Genomic DNA, 17919 nt, shown 5'->3' with positions numbered 1-17919 from the left:
CAACCAACGCGCCAAACCGAAAACGTCATTCGCCACCGGCTCCAAGATCCGCCACCCGGATTACCCGTTCAAGGCTGCGTGACGAGGCACTAGCCAATGACCGACGCAATCCACTTCGCGGCCGCACACCGGAATAACTTCCCACCATCACAACAACGGCCGATCGCGGCCGGCGACGAGGGTCACAAATCGACGGAGGAATGCGTGGTCTGATCAACCGATGTGTGGCCTGAGCGGGACTTACACCTACTCTTCCATTGTCCGGCAAGCGAGCACAGCAACGCGGGTGCGCGACCCGCTATTCTGGAATAGAAAGTGAACCCGCAGGTCGTCAGCCCATGGTTCGGATAGATGACCGTCTTAGGAAACCGATGCTCTATCCCCTGAGCTACGAGGGCGCGAGCGCCTAGTCTAGCGACCTGCGGGTTCACCTGGGGTGGCAGGGAGTGGCCCACGTCCACCCGCAGCACCCGAACCCACGTTCGCCCAGCCCAGGACCACAGCCCGAGCACACGAACCCCCGTTTGCGACCACGGGCGGCTGCGGTGACCCGCGTCGGTGCCGGGTGACCCGGGCTGGCATCCGCTGGCGAGCACACGTCGCGCACATCATCGAAGATCAACGACGCCAGCACGACCTGGGCCAGCGCCGGGAACCGGCGGCGCACCTCGGGGTGCGCGGCCATGTGGCTGTTCGTGGTCGTCGCACCGATGACCTGCCCGCCGTCCGGGGCGTCGTGAACGCCGTCGAGGGGAAGCCGCCGTACGTCCACCAGCCGGGTCGGCTCCTCGACCCCGCACTTCATCAGGTCGACGAGGTTGGTGGCTACGCCCAGATACCGGTGTGCAGGCGCCGCACTGCCCGTGGCCGCACCCCTTCTTCGGCCCGGTGACGCCCGGGTCGTCCCGCAACACGGCGAGCAGCGTCCGACGGTTGTCCACTGACAGCCGGCGAGTCACCTCGTTTACCAGCAGCGACATTTCATTGTGCTCCTGATCGGCCATCGCCACCCTCTCCCGTCGATGGAATAGAGCTGGCCGCGGGGATCGTGGCACCGTCATTCCGCAGCTCACATTTATTCAACAGTGTCGAACAAAAATCAGCTTTTCCATCGCGATCCTCGCGATTCCCTGCCAGATCCTCCACGGTTCCGGTTCCGAAAGTTCTCGCCGTCGCCTCGACCGGTGGCGTCGTCGGACGTGAGTTCCGTCGGGGCTGGCGGGTCTCGACGACGATGAGGACGATCAGGACGGCGACCAGACCGGCCAGACCGACCAGCGGCGCGAGGGCGGCGGCGGCGGGGCCGGCGGCGACGAGCACGCCGGCCGCCACCAGGCGCGGCAGGCTCGTCGTACGGTGCACGAGCCGTTCGAACAGCAGGTGCCCGGCGAGGTAGAGCGCCGCACCGCCGAAGAGGGACAGCGCGTAGAAGGCTCCCAACGGCCCGCCCTCGCCGACGTGTGCCACCACGCCCTCCACGCCGAGCGCGGTGAGCACGATGCCGGCGACCAGGGGGAAGTGACCGTAGGTGTACGCGTCGACGGCCAGACTGACCCGGGCGGCGCCGTGTGCCTCGACGAGGCGACGCCGGGCCGCGGGCGCCACCGCGTCGAAGTACAGCCACCAGAGGCAGACGGCGGTGCCGACGCCGAGGACGGCGACGCTCACCAGCGGCACACCGATGGGCTGGCCGGCGGCACCCACGCCGATCGCCACGGTCGACTCGCCGAGGGCCAGGATGATGAACAGACCATGCCGTTCGGTGAGATGCGTCGGGCTGTGCAGTCGCCACGCGCCGCGCTTGGCGGTGAGGTAGATGCCGGCCCAGTCCACCAGCAACGCGACGGCGAACAGCAGCGCCTGGGCCCAGCCGCCCAGCAGCGCCCCGAACAGGAGCAGCGCCGCGCCCGCCAGCAGGGGGAACCAGGTGATCACGATCTGCTGCCGCAGGCCGGCGTCGCCGGTTGCGGCCACCGCGTAGACCGCGAGGTGCACCCACCGGACGAGGAAGTAGGCGCAGACCAGGACGACGGGGCCGGGCAGGCCGCCGGGGGCGTCCCGCCAGGCCTCGGGAATGGCCAGGGCGACCACGAACATCGCCGCCATCGCGCCGGCCATTCCCGCCCGGATCAGACCCTCGTCGGCCCGGGAGTGGTTGCCCAGCCAGGTGTAGCCGGACCACGTTCCCCACAGCAGGGCGAGGATCAGCAGACCCTGCAGGACACCGTACGGGCTGTGCTCGTGGGCCAGGTAGGCGGTGATCTGGGTCGCTGCGAAGACGTACACGAGGTCGAAGAGCAGCTCGAACGGCGTCGCGCGATGGTCCTGGCCGACCGGGCGTACGGCTGGACCGGGACCCTGGGGCTTTCCCATGGCCGACCCTCCTCTCGGGGTGCCGTTCTCAGCGGGACAGGGACACCAGCGCGCGCGGTCGCGCGGTGACCCGGGGGCGCCGGCAGGAGTACACGAACGCCGGCGGCACGTTGGCCCACACGGTGCGGCCGGTCACGACCTCCTCGAACCGGTCGCCCAGTGCCCGCCGCAGCCGTTGGGCAGGCGGCGTCCAGCGGGCGAACGTATAGCCGAACGTGGTGAAGGCACCGTCCGGGGTCAACGCGTCGGTGACGGCGTGCAGAAGCTCGTCCTGCTGGCCCCCGGCGAACGCCGCCCACGGCAGCCCGCTCACGATCACGTCCGCCCGGCCGTGGCCCCGCTGTGCCAGCACGTCGCCGAGGTCGCGGGCGTCGGCCACGGCGACGTCGAGCCGGGGGTACCGGGCGGCCAGCAGGCCGGCGAACCGTTCGTTGACCTCGACCGCGAGGTGATGGCCCCGGCCGGCGAGCCGGCGCTGGATGGCGGCCGTGAACGCTCCGGTGCCGGGGCCGAGTTCGACGACCAGCGGCTCGCCGACGCCGGGGACGGGCGCGGTGACGAGGTCGGCCAGCGGCCGGCCGCTGGGGGCGACCGCGGCGACGGTGAACGGGTCGCGGAGGAACTCGCGCAGGAAATCCGCCCGGTGGTTGTCGCTCATCAGCCGGGCCGCTGCCCGGAGAGTTGCGGCCGGGTCGGCCCGGCGGCCGGGGTCAGGATGCGGGCGAGCCAGTCGGTGCGGGCGCGGCGGGCCTGGGCCGAGATCCGCGCCTGCGGGTACAGGGCGTCGAATCCGTGGAAGCCACCGGCCCAGATGTGCAGCTCGGCCTGGCCGCCGGCGGCCCAGATGCGGGTGGTGTAGGCGACGGCCTCGTCGCGGAACACCTCGGCGGTGCCGGCGTCGACGTAGGTGTCCGGCAGGCCGGACAGGTCGTCGGCCGTCGCGGGGGAGACATGATCGGGTACGGCGTCGTCGGCCAGGTCGCCGAGCACCGACCGCCAGGCGAACTCGTTCATCTCGCGTGTCCACACGCCGGGCTCGCCGGCGTACTGGCGGCTGGAGGTGGTGTCGTTGTGGTGGTCGAGCATGGGGCAGATCAGCACCTGGGCGGCGAGATCCGGGCCGCCGCGGTCGCGGGACAGCAGGGCGACCCCGGCGGTGAGGCCGCCGCCGGCGCTGACCCCGGCGGCGATGATCCGGTTCGGGTCGACGCCCAGCTCGTCGGCGTGCTCGGCCACCCACAGCAGACCGTGGTAGCAGTCGTCGAGCAGGCTGGTGCCGGTGGCCTCGGGTGCCAGCCGGTAGTCCACGGAGACGACGACGGCACCGAACCGGTCGAGCCATTCCAGGGGGATGTCGAGCTGGGAGAAGCGGTCGCCCATCACCATGCCGCCGCCGTGCATCCAGTAGACGCAGGGGGCCGGAGCGGTGTGTTCCGGGCCGGCGGGGCTGAAGACGGACAGCGGGATGTCCGTGCCGTCCGGGCCGGCGATGCTGATCTCGCGCCGGTCGATCGCCCGGCCTTCGAGCAGCGGCTCCACGGGCGTCGACGAGAACTGCCGGATCTGCGGGAGCACGTCGCGGTTGAGTTCGGGTACGAGCGGCATGTCGGCCAGGAGCGTGCGCAGCTCGGGGTCGACGGGGGGACGTGTCAGTGCCATGAGGGGTTTCCTGTCGTGTTCGGTGCGGAGGGACGGATTGCCGTGCGGGGTCTCAGATGGCGGCCTTGCCACCGACCGGCACCTCGTCGAGGTATGCCGGCTCGCCGACGATCAGCGGCTGGAGTTGCGCCAGCAGGGCCTGCGCCTCGTCGGTGGCGAAGAACCGGTGGTGCGCCTCCTCGGTCGTCCAGCCCTCGGTGACGTGGACGGTGTCGGAGTCGGCGGCGGAGCGGCCGATCAGGAAGACGACGCAGTCCTCGTTCGTCAGCGACGGCGACGCGAGCAGGAAGTCGGCGAGTTCGTCGCCCTTGCCGGGGCGGGCGGTCATGGTGGCGTGGAAGCCGTAGCTGATGGTCATCGGGCACTCTCCTCGGCGGCTGCCGCCGGATGTCGGCGGCGACGGTATTGCCTGGCTGGGCTCTACCTTCGGGGCCGCCGGGCCGGCCTTCATCAGTCATCCGACTTCCGGGATCCGGGCCGCCGACGACCGATGACCTAGCCGGTCGTGCCGGAACCGGGCAGGCCGGCGGCCGGGCGGGGCCGCTGACGTGAGCGGAGCCGCCGGCCCGCGCCGCGTCCTGGTGCACCGGCCCGGGGCCGTGAGGACCCTCCGCCGCCGGCACCTCGTCCCGGGTTAGGTCATTCGACAGATGCGCGGGTCGAGAGCCGCGCCGCACCATCGACGGCGTGACGCCATCAGGACGGGAACACCCCGCATCGCCGCCCACCGTGCTGCGGATGCGCGAGGTCCGGGACCGGGCCCTGTTCGACCTCGACGACGGGCCGGTCACGCCGTCGAACCGGGCCGACCTTGCGGCGACCACGCGCCTGCTCAACGTGCTGCTGGCGAGCCTGGTCGTGTCCTCGTTGCAGTACGAGCAGCACGCGCTGGCCGTCCGCGCTCCGTCGGCCCGGCCGCTCGCGGAGCTCCTGTTCGCCGGGGCCGACCGCGACCGTGGTGACGCGCGGCTGGTCGCGACCCGGATCCGGCAGCTCGGGTGCGCCGGCGACTACGACCCGCAACACCTGGGCGCCCGGTCCCGGGTCGCCTTCCGGGCGTTCCCCGACGGTGACGTCGTCGGCATCGTGACGCAGAACCTCGTCGGGGCGCGGGTCCTCGTCCAGACGTTGCAGGAGGCGGTGCGTTGGATCGGCGACGACGACCCCACCACCCGGCGTCTCCTGGAGCGGTTGCTCGAAGCGAAGGAGACGCAGGCCGACGAGCTCAGCGCGCAGTCTGCCCAGCAGCAGGCGGCGACAGCGCGTCCCGGAGCGCCGCCCGGGACGTGACGCCCAGCTTGGGGAAGATCCGGTACAGGTGGGCGCCGACGGTCCGGTGGGACAGGTACAGGCGCTCGGCGATCTGCCTGTTGGTCAGGCCGCTAGCCGCCAGCTCCGCGATCTGGAGTTCCTGCGCCGTCAGCGCGGTCAGGTCACCCCGCTGCCGGGGGGGCGGACGGTGGCCGCAGGCGCGCAGCTCCCTCTCCACCCGGTCGAGCCAGGGCTCTGCGGCCAGGGCGGCGAATCCGTCCCGTGCGGCGAGCAGGTGCGGCCGGGCCTCCGCCGGCGACCGGGTCCGTCGCAGCCGCTCACCGAGGGCCAACCGCACCCGGGACCCGTCGTACAGCCACCGCCGCGTCGCGGCGTCGGCCAGCAGGGCCTCCACGCGGGTCACCGACTCGTCGTCGTCGAGGACGAGAGCCTCCGCGCCGGCCTGGAGCAGGGCCATCCGGGGCGACAAGCCAGCCACGTCCGCGTCCCGCATCGCCTGCACGTGGACCCGGGCCTCGGCTGTCCGCCCGGTGCGTACGGCCGCCTCGACCAGGTCGAACATGACCCAGGTGCAGTGCGGCACGTGGGAGGCGAGCAGGCCGGGCGGGCTCATCGCGGCGGCGTGGCCGAAGGCGGCGTCGTAGTCGCCCTGCCCCATGGCGGCGAGCACCCGGGGATGCTGCGCGAACAGCGCGGCGGCGGCGACGCCACGGGGCAGCGCCCAGTGGGTGATCTCGTCGGCGAGCGCGTACGCCTCGTCGAACCGTCCCCGGCCGGCGGCGAGGATCGCCCGGTTGTACCGGAAGTACCACGCGAAGAACGAGAAGCCGCTGGTGTCGCAGGTCCGCTGGCCCTCCGCGGCGAGTTCCTCGGCTTCGTCCCACCGGCCGGTCAGGAAGTCGTCGAGGCACAGGTGCATCAGGGCTCCGAGGTGCCGGCGGGGTGCCCCGCCGTTGCGCCCGTGCTCGACCAGCCGCCAGGACGCCTCCCGCGAGTCGCCGAGACGATCGAGGTAAACCGAGGCCGTGCCGATCCGCATGATGCGGGTGGGGTCCTCGTTCTCGGTCAGCGTGCGGAGCACCGCGTCGATCCGGCCCAGCGCGGCTTTCCCGGTGCGCACCGGGTCGGCGAAGCTGTCGCTCGCCAGCGCGAGCACGTCCGGCGGCCGGGGCCGGATCCGGCGCAGCAGCGCGAAGAACGGTTCCCAGTACTCCGGCGTGCTGCCGTACCAGCACAGCAGCAGCAGGGTGTGCATGGCCTCGACGAGCGCGGGGTCGTCGGCCCGGTAGCCGTGGTCGCCGGTCTCGATGGCACCCGCCAGCAGCCGGTGGGCGGTGTTCACGTCGCCGTCGCCGTTGATCATGAGGAAGGCGGTCGCGTTGGCCGCGTGCAGCGAACCGGCCGAGTCGGGAGCCGCCCGACGCGCGTCGGTCAGCAGGATCTTCGCGTCGTCGATGGTGCCGCTCGCCTCCGCTCCGATGTACGCGGCCTCGGCGAGCCGCCGCCCCCGGCCGGCGCTCGTGGCGCTCAACTCGGCGGCGCGGACCAGGGCCGCCACCGCCGCGAACCCGTCCCCGCGCCGCATCACCCGGTGCGCCGCCTCTTCCAGGAGTTCCGCCACCGCCTCGTCGGGGCCGACAGCGGCCGCCGCGAGGTGCCACGCGCGGCGTTCCTCGTCGTCGACCAGGGCTCCGGCGAGGGCGACGTGCGCGGTGCGGCGCTCCTCGTGGGTGGACATGGCCACGATCGCCGAGCGGATCAGTGGATGCCGGAACGCGATCCGGGCCGTGGCGTCGTCCACCCGGACGAGCTGCGCCCGCTCGGCGGGGGCCAGGTCGGCCAGGCTGGACTGGTCGGGCAGCGCGGCGCGGAGCACCCGGACGTCGCCGGTGCCCTCGAAGGTGGCCAGCAGCAGCACCCGCCGGGTCGCCTCGGGCAGCCCGGTCAACCGGGCCGCGAAGATCGCCTGCAACCGGTCGCTGAGGGGGACCACCTCGGGCTGCGTCTCCGTACGCCGCACGGAGCCCAGCAGCGTGGCGGGCAGCTCCATCAGCGCGAGGGGGTTGCCCTGGGCGAGGTCGAGCAGGCGTCGGCGTACCCGCGCCGGCAGTTGCGGGTGGCGGGCGTCGACCAGCCGCCCCGCGGCCTCGTCGTCGAGCGGCCCGACGGCGTGCTCGGACAGCCCCCGCAGGTCGAGGAAGCTCACCGATCCCGCCCTGGTCGACGCCAGCAGCCCGGCCCGGACACCCGCCAGCCGCCGGGCGATGAAGCCGAGGACGACGGCGCTCGCGCGGTCGAGCCAGTGCACGTCGTCGACCACCAGCAGGACCGGCTCGTCGGCCGTGAGCTCCGTGACGAGCAGCAGGGCGGCGTTGCAGACCAGGAGGACGTCCGGGGGCGTGCCGGCGCCGAAGCCGAGCGCCACCGACAGCGCCTCGCGCGAACCGGGCGGGAGACGGTCGAGAGCCGCGTGCGCGGGCAGCAGCAGCTGGTGCAGGCCGGAGTAGCTGACGTCGGCTTCGAACTCCGACCCGGACGCCCGCAGCACGCGCATCCCGTCCGCGAGGGCGAACTCCATGGCGGCGGTCATCAGGGCGGACTTGCCGACCCCCGGCTCGCCGCAGATCAGCCGCGCGCCGCCGCCCTGGCGCACCCCGTCGAGGAACTCGGCGAGCTGCGCCAGGGCGTCGTGGCGTCCGAACAGTTCGCTACCGGCCACCCGTACCTCACGCGCCCGTCGTTGTCCGTCGGCCCCGGCCGACCTCGGCCCTCTGCTCGGGCAGGCTACCGGCGGTGATCAGCCACCCGGCCGTCCGTCGGCGCAGGCGGCAGGATCGGGCAAGAGAACGCGAGTTCCGGTCAACTGTCGCGGGGCGTGACCCGTGCGGCGGTGCGGGCGTGCAGGTGGGCCGCGTCCTGGCGGGGCGGGTCCCCGAACTGCCGGCGGTACTCGCGGCTGAACTGGGCGGGGCTTTCGTAGCCGACGCGGCGGCTGACCCCGGCGACGTCGCCGGGGCTCGCGGCGAGCAGCAGCCGGGCGCGTTGCAGGCGGATCTGCTTCTGGTACTGGATCGGGCTCATCGAGGTGACGGCCTGGAAGTTGCGGTGGAACGCGGAGACGCTCATCCCCGCCTGCTGCGCCACGTCCTCGACCCGGAAGGGCCGCGCGTAGTTGTCGCGGATCCACTGGACGGCCCGGGCGATGTGGCTGAGGCTGCTGTCGGGCAGGCCGAACTGGCGCAGGACGCCGCCCTGCTCGCCGGTGAGCAGCCGCCAGATGATCTCCCGCTTGATCAGGGGCGCGATCATGGGGATGTCGCGGGGCCGGTCGAGCAGGCGCAGCAGGCGGACTGCGGCGTCGAGCAGCTCGACGGGGGCCCTGCTGACGGCCAGGCCGGCCGGCACCTCGGCGGCGGGTGCCGGCGGCAGGTCCGCCGGGTCGGCCTGGAGCAGCACCTCGGCGACGGCGGCCGGGTGGAGGGTCAGGCCGAAGCCGAGCGCCGGCTCCTCCGGGCTGGCGCGGGCGAAGTGCGCGGTCACCGGCAGGTCGACCGAGGCGACGAGATAGTCGCCGGCCTGGTACTCGTACACGCGGTCGCCGAGCGCGAACCGCTTCGTGCCCTGAGCTACGAGGGCCAGCACCCTGCCGTAGGTGGTCGGCGTCGGCGGGTCGGGCCGGTCGGCACGGAAGATGCGCACGTCGGCGATGCTCGTGCCCAGGTCGGGCCGGGCATGCCGGCCCAGCAGAACGCGCAACTCGTCGAGCGGCATGCCCACCATTGAAGCACCATGACCAGGGCACCGGCCCTTTTCTGCCCGGCGCCGTGGGCCGACCGGCGGGACAGCTCGCCCCGGCGGGCGCCTTCCCCGAACTCGTCGCAACCGGCAGTAATGGGACGTAGCCGCGGATCTCTTCCACGGCCGCCCCGCTGACGGGCCCGCAGATCGAACAACAGATAAGCGCAGAACGAAAGCACACCATCCCGCAAATCGAAATCCAGCACCCCCACCACCTGGATCCCGTACTCGCCTCGACCTCGACGTTGTACTGGGCATGGCGGCGACGACACCGGCAGGTGGCCGACCTGTCGCACGGCTGGGGCAGAAACTCACGGTGGCGCACGGGCTTCCGCCGTGACTACCGACTGGCCGACCGGCTCGTCTACAACACGTACGCGGCGCGGCCGATCGAGCTGCGTCTCGGCGAGTACGCGGTGACGCGGTTTGACGGCGGGCGAGCCTTACCGCTTTACTACTACCCTAGTAAAGCAGGGAGGCCCCATGTTCCACTTCCGGCTCGACACCGGCTCCGGCGTACCGCCGTATCTGCAGCTCGTCCACCAGGTCCAGCAGGCTGTCCTGCTGGGTTTCCTGCGGCCCGGGGACCGCCTGCCCCTGATCCGGGAGGTCGTCGAGTCGCTGGCCATCAATCCGAACACGGTGGCGAAGGCATACCGCCAGCTGGAGCAGGAGAACCTCGTCACCGGCCGGCCAGGCCACGGCACGTTCGTCAACGACGCGCTGCCCGCTGCGGTGCCCCCGGCCACCTACACCTCCTTGCGGAGCGGCCTGCAGACCTGGCTGCGGAGGGCGTACGCCGCAGGGCTGGACGATCAGGCGATCGCCGCGCTGTTCGCCAGCGTCCACCACCAGACCAAGACGACTGCGGAGTCAGCATGACGGCCCACCCCGCGCTGCGTACCAGGAACCTCGGCAAGCGGTACCGCAGAGCATGGGCCCTGCGCGACTGCACCCTGGAGCTGCCCCCCGGCCGCGTCAGCGCCCTGGTCGGCCCGAACGGCGCCGGCAAGACCACCTTGCTGCGCCTGGCGGTCGGGCTGCTCACGCCCACCACGGGATCGGTCGAGGTGTTCGGCGAATCGCCCGCCACCAACAGTGTGCGGGCCCTGACCCGCATCGGTTTCCTCGCGCAGGACCACCCGCTCTACCGCCAGTTCACCGTGGCGGACCTGCTGCGCTTCGGCCGCTCCTGCAACGTGCGCTTCGACCACGGGCTGGCCGCGCGACGCCTGACCCAACTGGGCATCCCGTTGCACGCCCGCGCCGGCGCGCTCTCCGGTGGGCAGCAGTCCCAGGTGGCGCTCACGCTGGCGCTGGCCAAGCGACCCGAGCTGCTGGTCCTGGACGAGCCACTGTCCAGCCTGGATCCGCTGGCCCGGCAGGAGTTCCAGCGGACCCTGATGGGCGCGGTCGCCGACAGCCAGCTGACCGTGTTGTTCTCCTCCCACGCCATCCACGAACTGGAACGGGTCTGCGACCACCTCGTGGTGATCAACCACGGCCGGGTCGTACTCGACGGCGACATCGACTCGCTGCTGGCCGAACACCGGCTGCTCCTGGGTCCACGGGTCGGGGCGGACCCGCACGGCCCGTCCGTGATCGAGGTCAGCCACAGCGACAGGCACACCACCATGCTGGTACGCCAGGCGGCAACGCCGGTCATACCCGGCTGGCAGGCGAACCCCGTCGGGCTGGAAGAGCTCGTGCTGGCCTACCTGCGCCGGCCCGCCGGCCTCGACGCCGAACACCGGGAGCAGACCGCATGACGTGGATGATGTGGCGTCAGCACCGTACCGAGGTCCTGGCACTGACGGTCTTCGTCGGCGTCGTCGCGGTGGCGCTGTTCGTCCTCGGCCGGCCGATGCACGCCCTGTTCCCGATGGGTCCGACACACTGCCTGGTGCCACCACTGGACCAGGGCTGCCGATCCGCGCTGGCCCGGCTACAGCAGGACCACGGCTACAGCACCACCGTGCTGATCCTGCTCAACTTCGTCCCGTACGCGATCGGCGGTTTCCTCGGTGCGCCGCTGCTCGCCCGGGAGCTGGAGGCGGGCACCTGGCAGCTGGCCTGGACCCAGGCGGTGCCGCGCCGGCGCTGGCTGACCGCCAAGATCCTGGTACTCGGCACCGTCAGCGTCCTTCTCGCGGCAGCACTGTCCATGGTGGTCGCCTGGTACCGGCAGCCACTCGACCTGCTGGGCGGGTTCGACATCACCGGCTTCGACCTGACCGGAGTCGTGCCCATGGCGTACGCCCTGTTCGCGTTCGCGCTGGGCGTCGCCGCCGGGCCGGTGCTGCGCCGCAGCCTGCCGGCCGCCGCCGTGGCGTTCGTGGCGTTCCTGGCCGTACGCTTCACCGTCGCCGGCTGGATCCGCCCGCACTTCCGCACGCCGGTCACCCACGTCCAGGCCTTCGTACCGGGAGCGGGCGACATCACCGACGGTACGACCAGCGCCCGGGACATGGTCCTCGACCAGGGGTTCGTCGATGCCAACGGCCGCCACATCACCGGCCTCGACGCCGTGATCATGGAGGGAAGGGCCCGGGAGGGGGGCGGCGACCCCACCGTCTACCTCCACGACCACGGCATCCAACGGTGGGCTGTCTACCAACCCGTCGAACGCTACTGGAGCTTCCAGGCCATCGAGACCGCCACGTTCGTCGCGCTGGCCCTGCTGTTGCTGGCGCTGGTCTTCTGGCGGATCCGCCGCCCCACGTTCTGACCAGATGGTCCCACCGCGACCGCCACCCGCCCCCGACCAGCCACCCGCCACCCAGCCGGGATCCCCGGAGAGGACGGGTCAGGAACTGCCAGTCGCTTCCACGGCGCTTCCGTGGGTTTGAGCGGCGACCATGGTGACGAGGGTGTCGATCAACTCTTCGGCGGTGGTACGCCATTTGTCGCCTTCGAGCTGACCGGTGAGTTCCATGCCGGCGATGCCGTCGGCGCTGGCGAGGAGCAGTGCGGCGTACCGGCGGGCGTGGTGTTCGCCGGTCACGTCGGCGACTATTCGAAGGGATTCGTCCTGCGTGGGCTGGGCGGCCCGGGCGAACGCGGTGGGATCGCTGGCGGGGCTGCTGAACATCAGACGGTAGAGATGGGGTTGGCGACGGGCGAGGTTGATGAAGGCGGCGAGGAGGGCCCGCAGCTTTGCGGCCGGTGAGAGGCTGGGGTCTCGGTGGATGGCGCCGATTCGTTGACCGAGCTCGTCCCAGGTATGGCTGCCGACCGCGATCATGAGGTGTTCTTTGTCGGGGAAGTGCCGGTAGGGGGCTCCACGGGTCATCCCTGCCCGCGCTCCGACGGCACGGAGGGTCACGGCTTCGGGGCCGCCGTGGTCAAGTAGCTCGGCCGCCGCATCGAGCAGGGCCTGGCGTGTAGCGGCGGCGGCTTCAGCCCGGATCATCCGTTCATCCTATGACCGGGTCAGGACGCCTTTGCCGACCGTGGTCGAAGGGTTGCGACTACCGGCCCCTGAGGTTGCCCCGGCTGTTCGGCCAGCGATGCCGGGGCGTTCCTTGCGCTGATCGGTGGCGTGGACGCGAGGCTCAGCGGCCCATGGTGCTGGATTGCGCCATGTGCCGGAGTCCTTCTTCCACGGTGATCGCCGGCTGATAGCCCAGTCGACGTCGCGCGCGGGTGATGTCGTAGACGCGGTCGCGGCCCATGAACGAGATGATCCACGGGGTGAGCGGTGGTGCGGTGGCGCTGCGACGCGCTTTCGCGGCGGCCTGCATGAGGGTGGCCAGCGGTGATGCGACTGCCCGGGGAACGCTGTTGGCCGCGCTGACGTCGATGCCACGGGTGGCCAGCAGAGGGGTGAAGAAGTCGCGGGCGGAGCGGGGGTTGCCGTCGGTGACGTAGCAGACCAAGCCGTGATCCCCACGGTCGAGTGCCAGCGTGATGACGTGGGCGAGGTTGTCGACGTGGCAGAAGTCGACCAGGTGCCGCCCGCCGTCGATCCAGGAGAATCTGCCGGCTTCGACGGAGTCGACGAATCCCTGCAGGGTGTGGGTCATGCCTCGGCCCCACAGGAACGGCGGTCGGATGATCACCAGGGACGTGTTCCCGTGCGGCAGGGCGAGCAGTTCCTGCTCGGTGCGGAGCTTCACGCGGCTGTAGGCGATGTTCGCCCTGCCCGGGTCGGAGTTCTCGTCGACGGTGTGGTCGTGGTTGGTGCCGGTGGAGACACTGGCCGCGGACACCAGGACGAACCGCTTGACCCGGGCGTCCACGGCAGCCTGGTAGAGGGCGCGGGTCGGCAGCAGGTTGCGGTCGACGAACGCCTGATCGGGTCCCCAGAAGGCCATGAAGGCCGCCGAGTGCACTACGGCGTCGACCTCGCCGAGAGTCCGCAACCATGCGGGCCGACTGCCGGACTCGACCAGGTCCAACAGGTCACCGCCGACCGGGAGCCCGCCCGCCGACGTGATCGCGTTCGAGGCCGCTGCGGACCGCGCGAGCGCGTGCACCGTGTGCCCGTCATCGACCAGCCGGCGGAGGATTGCCCCTCCAGCGAAGCCCGATCCGCCCGTGAGAAAGATTTTCATCGATACCCCTCAACGCTTGCGCAGTGCCCGAGGCACGCTTACGGATGTCGAATCCTGCGGGCCGAAGACCCCGGCACCGCAAGATGACAACGTCATCGCAGTCAGCCTAGGCAGTTGAGATGACACCGTCAACGCTTTGAGATGACTTTGTCATCAGGGATGACCCATGCCGCCCCGGCACCCGCCGGCCCGACAGTGCCGCCGTCGCACCTGGCCCCTGCGGTCGCCCATGGGCGGAGCTGCGGCGCGTGCTCGACCTGCGCATCGACGCCCCTGGCCTGATCGTGGGACCACCGATGGGACGTGGACGCCGGCGGTCGCCTAACCCGCCCTGAGGGTGAGCAGGGTGATCTCGCTCGGCGCGAAGATCCGGAACGGCGGGCCCCAGAAACCGGTCCCCCGGCTCGTGTAGAGCTGGGTCCGGCCGTGCCGGCTGAGGCCCTGCACGACCGGCTGGTCGAGCCGGACCAGGTAGTGGAACGGCCACATCTGGCCGCCGTGGGTGTGCCCGGACAGCTGCAGATCCACACCGGCCGCGACCGCGTCGTCGATCTGCTTCGGCTGGTGCGCCAGCAGCAGCACAGGCAGCTGCGGGTCGACGCCGGCCAACGCCGCGGCGTGATCGGCCTGGTGACCGGCGAGGCCGGACGAGGCGGCGGTCACGTCGTCGACCCCGGCCACCACGAGCCGTGCGCCGCCCCGCTCCACCACGAGGTGCCTGTTGTGCAGGGGCTCCCAGCCGAGGGTCCGCATGTGGTCGACCCAGCCCTGCGCCTGGCCGTAGTACTCGTGGTTGCCCGTCACGTACACCCGGGCCAGCCGGGCCTGCACGGTGCCCAGCGGCGCTGCCTGCGCGCGACGCTGGTCGACCGTGCCGTCGGCGATGTCGCCGGTGTGGCAGACGATGTCGGGGGCCAGTCCGTTGACCACTTCGATCGTGCGGGCGGACCAGCGGGCCCGGTCGATCGGGCCATAGTGGGTGTCGGTCAGCAGCGCCACCCGGACCCCGTCGAGCCCGGCACCCAGCCGGTCGATGGTGACGTCCACCCGCCGGACCCGGGGCACCCGCATCGCCTCGGCGTACCCCCAGACGGCCAGGACGACCGAGACGAACGCCGCACCGACCGCCACGGCCCGGGACCGGACCGGATCGGCGACCCCCGCCACGGCGAGCGGGAGCCGGAGCACGTTCGCGATCAGCGTCCAGACGAACAGGATCCAGACCAGGCCAAGCAGTGAGTCCGCGATGCGCGCCGCCGAGTCCAGCCGCCGGCGGCCGTGCCCGAGATACATCAGAACGGGGAATGCGACCACCGCGACCACGAACACGGCCGTGCCGGCGCCCATCACCGGCGCCGGCCAGCGCGCCGCCACCGTCAACGTCCACCACGGCAGCCCGAACAGCAACGCCAGGACCGCGGTCAGCGTCACCCCGGACACCAGAGGTCGCAGCAGCCCTCGCGCCGGCCGCACCTGTACGGCATCGCCAGAAGCCATCGTCGTCCTCCCGTCGGGGGTCCGTGCAGCATGACACGGTCCGGGCTGGATCGACCATGCCGGCAACCTGCCCACCGGTGGCGTGACCGGCGTGCCGGCGGCCTGGCCGCTCAGGGTGGCGGGATGTCGACCAGGCGGCGCAGCAGGGCGCTGAACTGGGCGCGTTCGGCCACTGTGAACCGGTCGAGCAGGTCGTTCTGGGCGGCGTCGACCAGCGTGTCCATCTCCCGCATCCGGGCAATGCCGGCGTCGGTGATGTGCACGACGTTGCGGCGCCGGTCCACCGGGTCGGGTTCCCGGCGGAGCAGACCGTCGGTCTCCATCCCGCTCAGCGTGGTGACCGCGTCGCCCCGGTCGATGCCCAGCCGGCGACACAGCTCCGCCTGGCTGATCCCGCCGAACTCGTCGAGCGCGGCGAGGATGCCGTACCGCATCCGGTCGCCGGGGCGGTCCAGGTGCGTCCCGACGACCCGGTTCGCGCGGGCCGCCCCGTGGTGGAGCAGCCAGGAGGTCAGCCGCCGGAGCCGAGCCGGCGGGGCCCCCGGCTGCGGGGCGGGTTCGTGCTCACTCACCCGACCAGTGTAGCTAAACGTTGGACTTCCAACGACCTGGCGATTATCGTTGGTTGTCCAACGATCTGTGATGGGGCGGCGATGACAGTGGGCAGCGCGAACGCCGGCACGGACACCAGCACGGGACGGACCCCCACCACGGCGGTTCCCGCCCCGGTCTGGCGGGTCGCCCTCGTCCTGGCGCCCGGTTCGGTGATGACCGGCCTGGACACCTCGCTCGTCAACGTGGGCATCGAGATCATCGGCCGGGAACTGGACGCCTCACTGACCGCGATGCAGTGGATCAACAGCGGCTACCTGCTCGCCCTCGCCGCGGCCCTGCCCACCTGCGGCTGGCTCAGCCGGCGGATCGGCACCGGTCGGCTCTGGCTCTGGGCGCTGGCCGGATTCACCCTCACCTCCGCGCTCTGCGCGCTCGCCCGCGACGCCGACACGCTCATCGCCGCCCGGGTGCTCCAGGGGCTGACCGGCGGACTGCTCATCCCCACCGGAATGGCCATCCTCGGCCAGGTCGCGGGGAGCGGACGGATGGGTCGGGTGATCGCCGTGTCCAGCGTGCCGGCCATCCTGGCCCCGGCCTTCGGCCCGATCATCGGCGCCCTGCTCATCGACAACCTCTCCTGGCGCTGGATGTTCCTGGTCAACGTGCCGATCGGGATCGTCGGGCTGCTGGTGGCCCTGCGGGTCGTTCCGCGTGGTGCGAGCGGTCGGGCCGCCCGGCCGGACCTGCCGGCCCTGTTCCTGGTCGCCCTGGGGCTGCCGCTGCTCACCTACGCCATCACCGCAGCGATGGACGGGCGCGGGCTGTTCGTGGCAGCCGTGCTGGCTCCACTGGTGGTCGCGCTGGTCGCGCTCGTGCTCTTCGTCCACCGGTCGCTGCGCGCCGCCGAGCCGCTGATGGACCTGCGCCTGGCCAGGGACCCGGTCTACGCCGCCGCCGTCAGCACCGTCTTCTTCTCCAGCGCGGCGCTCTTCGGGGGGCTGATCGTGATGCCGCTGTACTTCCAACTCGGAATGGACAAGGACATCATCGACACCGGCCTGCTGCTGATGGCGTTCAGCCTCGGTGCCACGGTCACCTTCCCGGTCGCCGGACGACTGACCGACAGGTACGGCGGCGGCATCGTCACCGTGGTCGGTCTCGTGGTCACCGTCGCCAGCACCGTCCCGATGGCGGTCCTGCCGTCCGATCCGAACGTCGTCCTCGTCGAGGCCCTCCAGGTGGTCCGGGGCGTCGGCCTGGCCCTCGCCGGATCCCCGGTGGTCTCCGCCGCGCTGGCCCGGGTCCGGTCCCACCAGATGCCGGACGCCAGTTCGCAGGTGAACATCCTGTCCCGGGTCGGCGGCGCCGTCGGCAGCGCAATCTGCGTCGTGGTACTCGCCGACGCGCTGGCCGACGCCCGATCCGAGGTCGAGGTCGCCGCGGCGTTCCAGGGCACCTTCTGGTGGCTGACCGGGATGGCCGCCGTCGCCCTCGCCCTCGCCACCTGGCTCACCCGGGCGCAACGAGGCACCCGCCCGACAGCGGCGAAGTGACCGGGGCACCGCTGAGCACGTCCACCGATCAGGAGGTCAACCAATGCGTATCGGCATCATCATCGGCAGCACCCGACCGGGACGGCGGGGCGAGGCGGTGGCGCAGTGGGTCCACAAGCTGGCCACGCAGCGCGGAGACGCCAGCTACGAGATCGTCGACCTGGCCGACCACGACCTGCCGCACCTCGACGAGGCGGTCCCGGCGGCGATGGGACCGGAGAACTACGTGGGCGACCACACCAGGCGCTGGGCGGAGACCATCTCGCGCTACGACGGGTACGTCTTCGTCACCCCGGAGTACAACCACTCCTACCCGGGCGTACTGAAGAACGCCATCGACTACCTCTACTCGGAGTGGCGCGACAAGTCGGCCGGTTTCGTCGGGTACGGCATCCACGGCGGGATCCGGGCCGTCGAGCACCTGCGACTGGTGATGGCAGAGCTGCACGTCGCCGGCGTCCGTGACCAGATCACCCTGAACTACTTCACCGAGTTCGGCCCGAACGGCGAGGTCCTGCCGGCCGAGCACCAGGAGCCCGTCCTGCACCGGATGCTGGACCAGGTGGTGGCCTGGAGCGGCGCCCTGGCCACGCTGCGCCAGAAGTGACCGGCCGGTGGGGTGCCGGCGTCGACGGCACCCCACCGTTGCGCTGCCG

At 71.7% G+C, this 17919-nt stretch carries 17 protein-coding genes and 2 pseudogenes; 7 read left to right on the top strand and 12 right to left on the bottom strand.

Annotated elements, in window-relative coordinates; genetic code table 11:
- Positions 1 to 82 (top strand): annotated as a pseudogene (locus AB0B63_RS29420) (transposase); the annotation flags it as partial.
- A gap of 345 nt (positions 83 to 427) precedes the next feature.
- Here the strand turns inward: AB0B63_RS29420 and AB0B63_RS29415 are convergent.
- The 6 genes and pseudogenes from AB0B63_RS29415 to AB0B63_RS29390 all read right to left on the bottom strand — a co-directional run bounded on the left by AB0B63_RS29415 (position 428) and on the right by AB0B63_RS29390 (position 4390).
- Positions 428 to 805: a hypothetical protein gene (locus tag AB0B63_RS29415; RefSeq protein ID WP_357024645.1), complete on the bottom strand. Its 378-nt coding sequence runs from the start codon at positions 803 to 805 to the stop codon at positions 428 to 430.
- Positions 806 to 842: 37 nt separating this feature from the next.
- Positions 843 to 980 (bottom strand): annotated as a pseudogene (locus AB0B63_RS29410) (2Fe-2S iron-sulfur cluster-binding protein); the annotation flags it as partial.
- 1 nt (position 981) lies between these two features.
- Complete coding sequence (locus AB0B63_RS29405; protein ID WP_357024642.1) at positions 982 to 2373, bottom strand: low temperature requirement protein A; 1392 nt, start codon at positions 2371 to 2373, stop codon at positions 982 to 984.
- A gap of 28 nt (positions 2374 to 2401) precedes the next feature.
- Positions 2402 to 3031 carry a methyltransferase domain-containing protein gene (locus AB0B63_RS29400; protein ID WP_357024639.1) on the bottom strand — a complete coding sequence of 210 codons (630 nt, stop codon included), beginning with the start codon at positions 3029 to 3031 and terminating at the stop codon, positions 2402 to 2404.
- On the bottom strand, positions 3031 to 4032 hold the full coding sequence (locus AB0B63_RS29395) for an alpha/beta hydrolase (RefSeq protein WP_357024636.1): 1002 nt from the start codon (positions 4030 to 4032) through the stop codon (positions 3031 to 3033). The genes AB0B63_RS29400 and AB0B63_RS29395 overlap by 1 nt, the downstream gene beginning before the upstream one ends.
- 52 nt (positions 4033 to 4084) lie before the next feature.
- Complete coding sequence (locus AB0B63_RS29390) at positions 4085 to 4390, bottom strand: antibiotic biosynthesis monooxygenase (protein WP_208565702.1); 306 nt, start codon at positions 4388 to 4390, stop codon at positions 4085 to 4087.
- Positions 4391 to 4719: 329 nt separating this feature from the next.
- Between AB0B63_RS29390 and AB0B63_RS29385 the strand changes: the two genes are divergently transcribed.
- On the top strand, positions 4720 to 5322 hold the full coding sequence (locus AB0B63_RS29385; protein WP_208565701.1) for a ferritin-like domain-containing protein: 603 nt from the start codon (positions 4720 to 4722) through the stop codon (positions 5320 to 5322).
- Here the strand turns inward: AB0B63_RS29385 and AB0B63_RS29380 are convergent.
- The gene (locus tag AB0B63_RS29380; protein ID WP_357024631.1) at positions 5258 to 8023 is read right to left on the bottom strand and encodes an AAA family ATPase; all 2766 of its coding nucleotides are present in this window, start codon (positions 8021 to 8023) and stop codon (positions 5258 to 5260) included. The two genes, AB0B63_RS29385 and AB0B63_RS29380, sit on opposite strands and share 65 nt — an antisense overlap.
- Before the next feature lie 140 nt (positions 8024 to 8163).
- Positions 8164 to 9084, bottom strand: a complete 921-nt coding sequence (locus AB0B63_RS29375) for an AraC family transcriptional regulator (RefSeq protein WP_357024628.1) — start codon at positions 9082 to 9084, stop codon at positions 8164 to 8166.
- Positions 9085 to 9585: 501 nt separating this feature from the next.
- Here AB0B63_RS29375 and AB0B63_RS29370 point away from each other — a divergent pair.
- Genes AB0B63_RS29370 through AB0B63_RS29360 form a run of 3 tightly spaced genes read left to right on the top strand, consistent with a single transcriptional unit; the run spans position 9586 to position 11830 of the window.
- Positions 9586 to 9984, top strand: a complete 399-nt coding sequence (locus tag AB0B63_RS29370) for a GntR family transcriptional regulator (protein WP_219466379.1) — start codon at positions 9586 to 9588, stop codon at positions 9982 to 9984.
- Complete coding sequence (locus AB0B63_RS29365; protein WP_357024623.1) at positions 9981 to 10871, top strand: ABC transporter ATP-binding protein; 891 nt, start codon at positions 9981 to 9983, stop codon at positions 10869 to 10871. The genes AB0B63_RS29370 and AB0B63_RS29365 overlap by 4 nt, the downstream gene beginning before the upstream one ends.
- The gene (locus AB0B63_RS29360) at positions 10868 to 11830 is read left to right on the top strand and encodes a transporter (RefSeq protein ID WP_357024621.1); all 963 of its coding nucleotides are present in this window, start codon (positions 10868 to 10870) and stop codon (positions 11828 to 11830) included. Before AB0B63_RS29365 ends, AB0B63_RS29360 begins: the two co-directional genes overlap by 4 nt.
- A gap of 78 nt (positions 11831 to 11908) precedes the next feature.
- On the opposite strand, the gene AB0B63_RS29355 is transcribed toward AB0B63_RS29360, so the two are convergent.
- The 4 genes from AB0B63_RS29355 to AB0B63_RS29340 all read right to left on the bottom strand — a co-directional run bounded on the left by AB0B63_RS29355 (position 11909) and on the right by AB0B63_RS29340 (position 15727).
- The gene (locus tag AB0B63_RS29355) at positions 11909 to 12514 is read right to left on the bottom strand and encodes a TetR/AcrR family transcriptional regulator (RefSeq protein ID WP_357024617.1); all 606 of its coding nucleotides are present in this window, start codon (positions 12512 to 12514) and stop codon (positions 11909 to 11911) included.
- Positions 12515 to 12656: 142 nt separating this feature from the next.
- On the bottom strand, positions 12657 to 13658 hold the full coding sequence (locus tag AB0B63_RS29350) for an NAD(P)-dependent oxidoreductase (protein WP_357024614.1): 1002 nt from the start codon (positions 13656 to 13658) through the stop codon (positions 12657 to 12659).
- A 321-nt stretch (positions 13659 to 13979) separates the two neighbouring features.
- On the bottom strand, positions 13980 to 15155 hold the full coding sequence (locus AB0B63_RS29345; protein WP_357024611.1) for a metallophosphoesterase: 1176 nt from the start codon (positions 15153 to 15155) through the stop codon (positions 13980 to 13982).
- 110 nt (positions 15156 to 15265) lie between these two features.
- A complete protein-coding gene (locus tag AB0B63_RS29340; RefSeq protein ID WP_208565696.1) occupies positions 15266 to 15727 on the bottom strand; it encodes a MarR family transcriptional regulator in 462 nt (153 codons plus the stop codon).
- A gap of 81 nt (positions 15728 to 15808) precedes the next feature.
- On the opposite strand from AB0B63_RS29340, the gene AB0B63_RS29335 reads away from it, so the two are divergent.
- The gene (locus AB0B63_RS29335; RefSeq protein ID WP_357024608.1) at positions 15809 to 17263 is read left to right on the top strand and encodes a DHA2 family efflux MFS transporter permease subunit; all 1455 of its coding nucleotides are present in this window, start codon (positions 15809 to 15811) and stop codon (positions 17261 to 17263) included.
- 43 nt (positions 17264 to 17306) lie between these two features.
- Positions 17307 to 17870 (top strand): NAD(P)H-dependent oxidoreductase, encoded by a 564-nt coding sequence (locus AB0B63_RS29330; protein ID WP_357024605.1) that lies wholly within the window; start codon positions 17307 to 17309, stop codon positions 17868 to 17870.
- Positions 17871 to 17919 lie beyond the last annotated feature (49 nt).

The sequence above is a fragment of the Micromonospora sp. NPDC049081 genome (assembly GCF_040648835.1).
Classification (GTDB): domain Bacteria; phylum Actinomycetota; class Actinomycetes; order Mycobacteriales; family Micromonosporaceae; genus Micromonospora; species Micromonospora antibiotica.
Note: the sequence above shows the minus strand (reverse complement) of the source record. Positions and strands in the feature narration are given on the sequence as shown.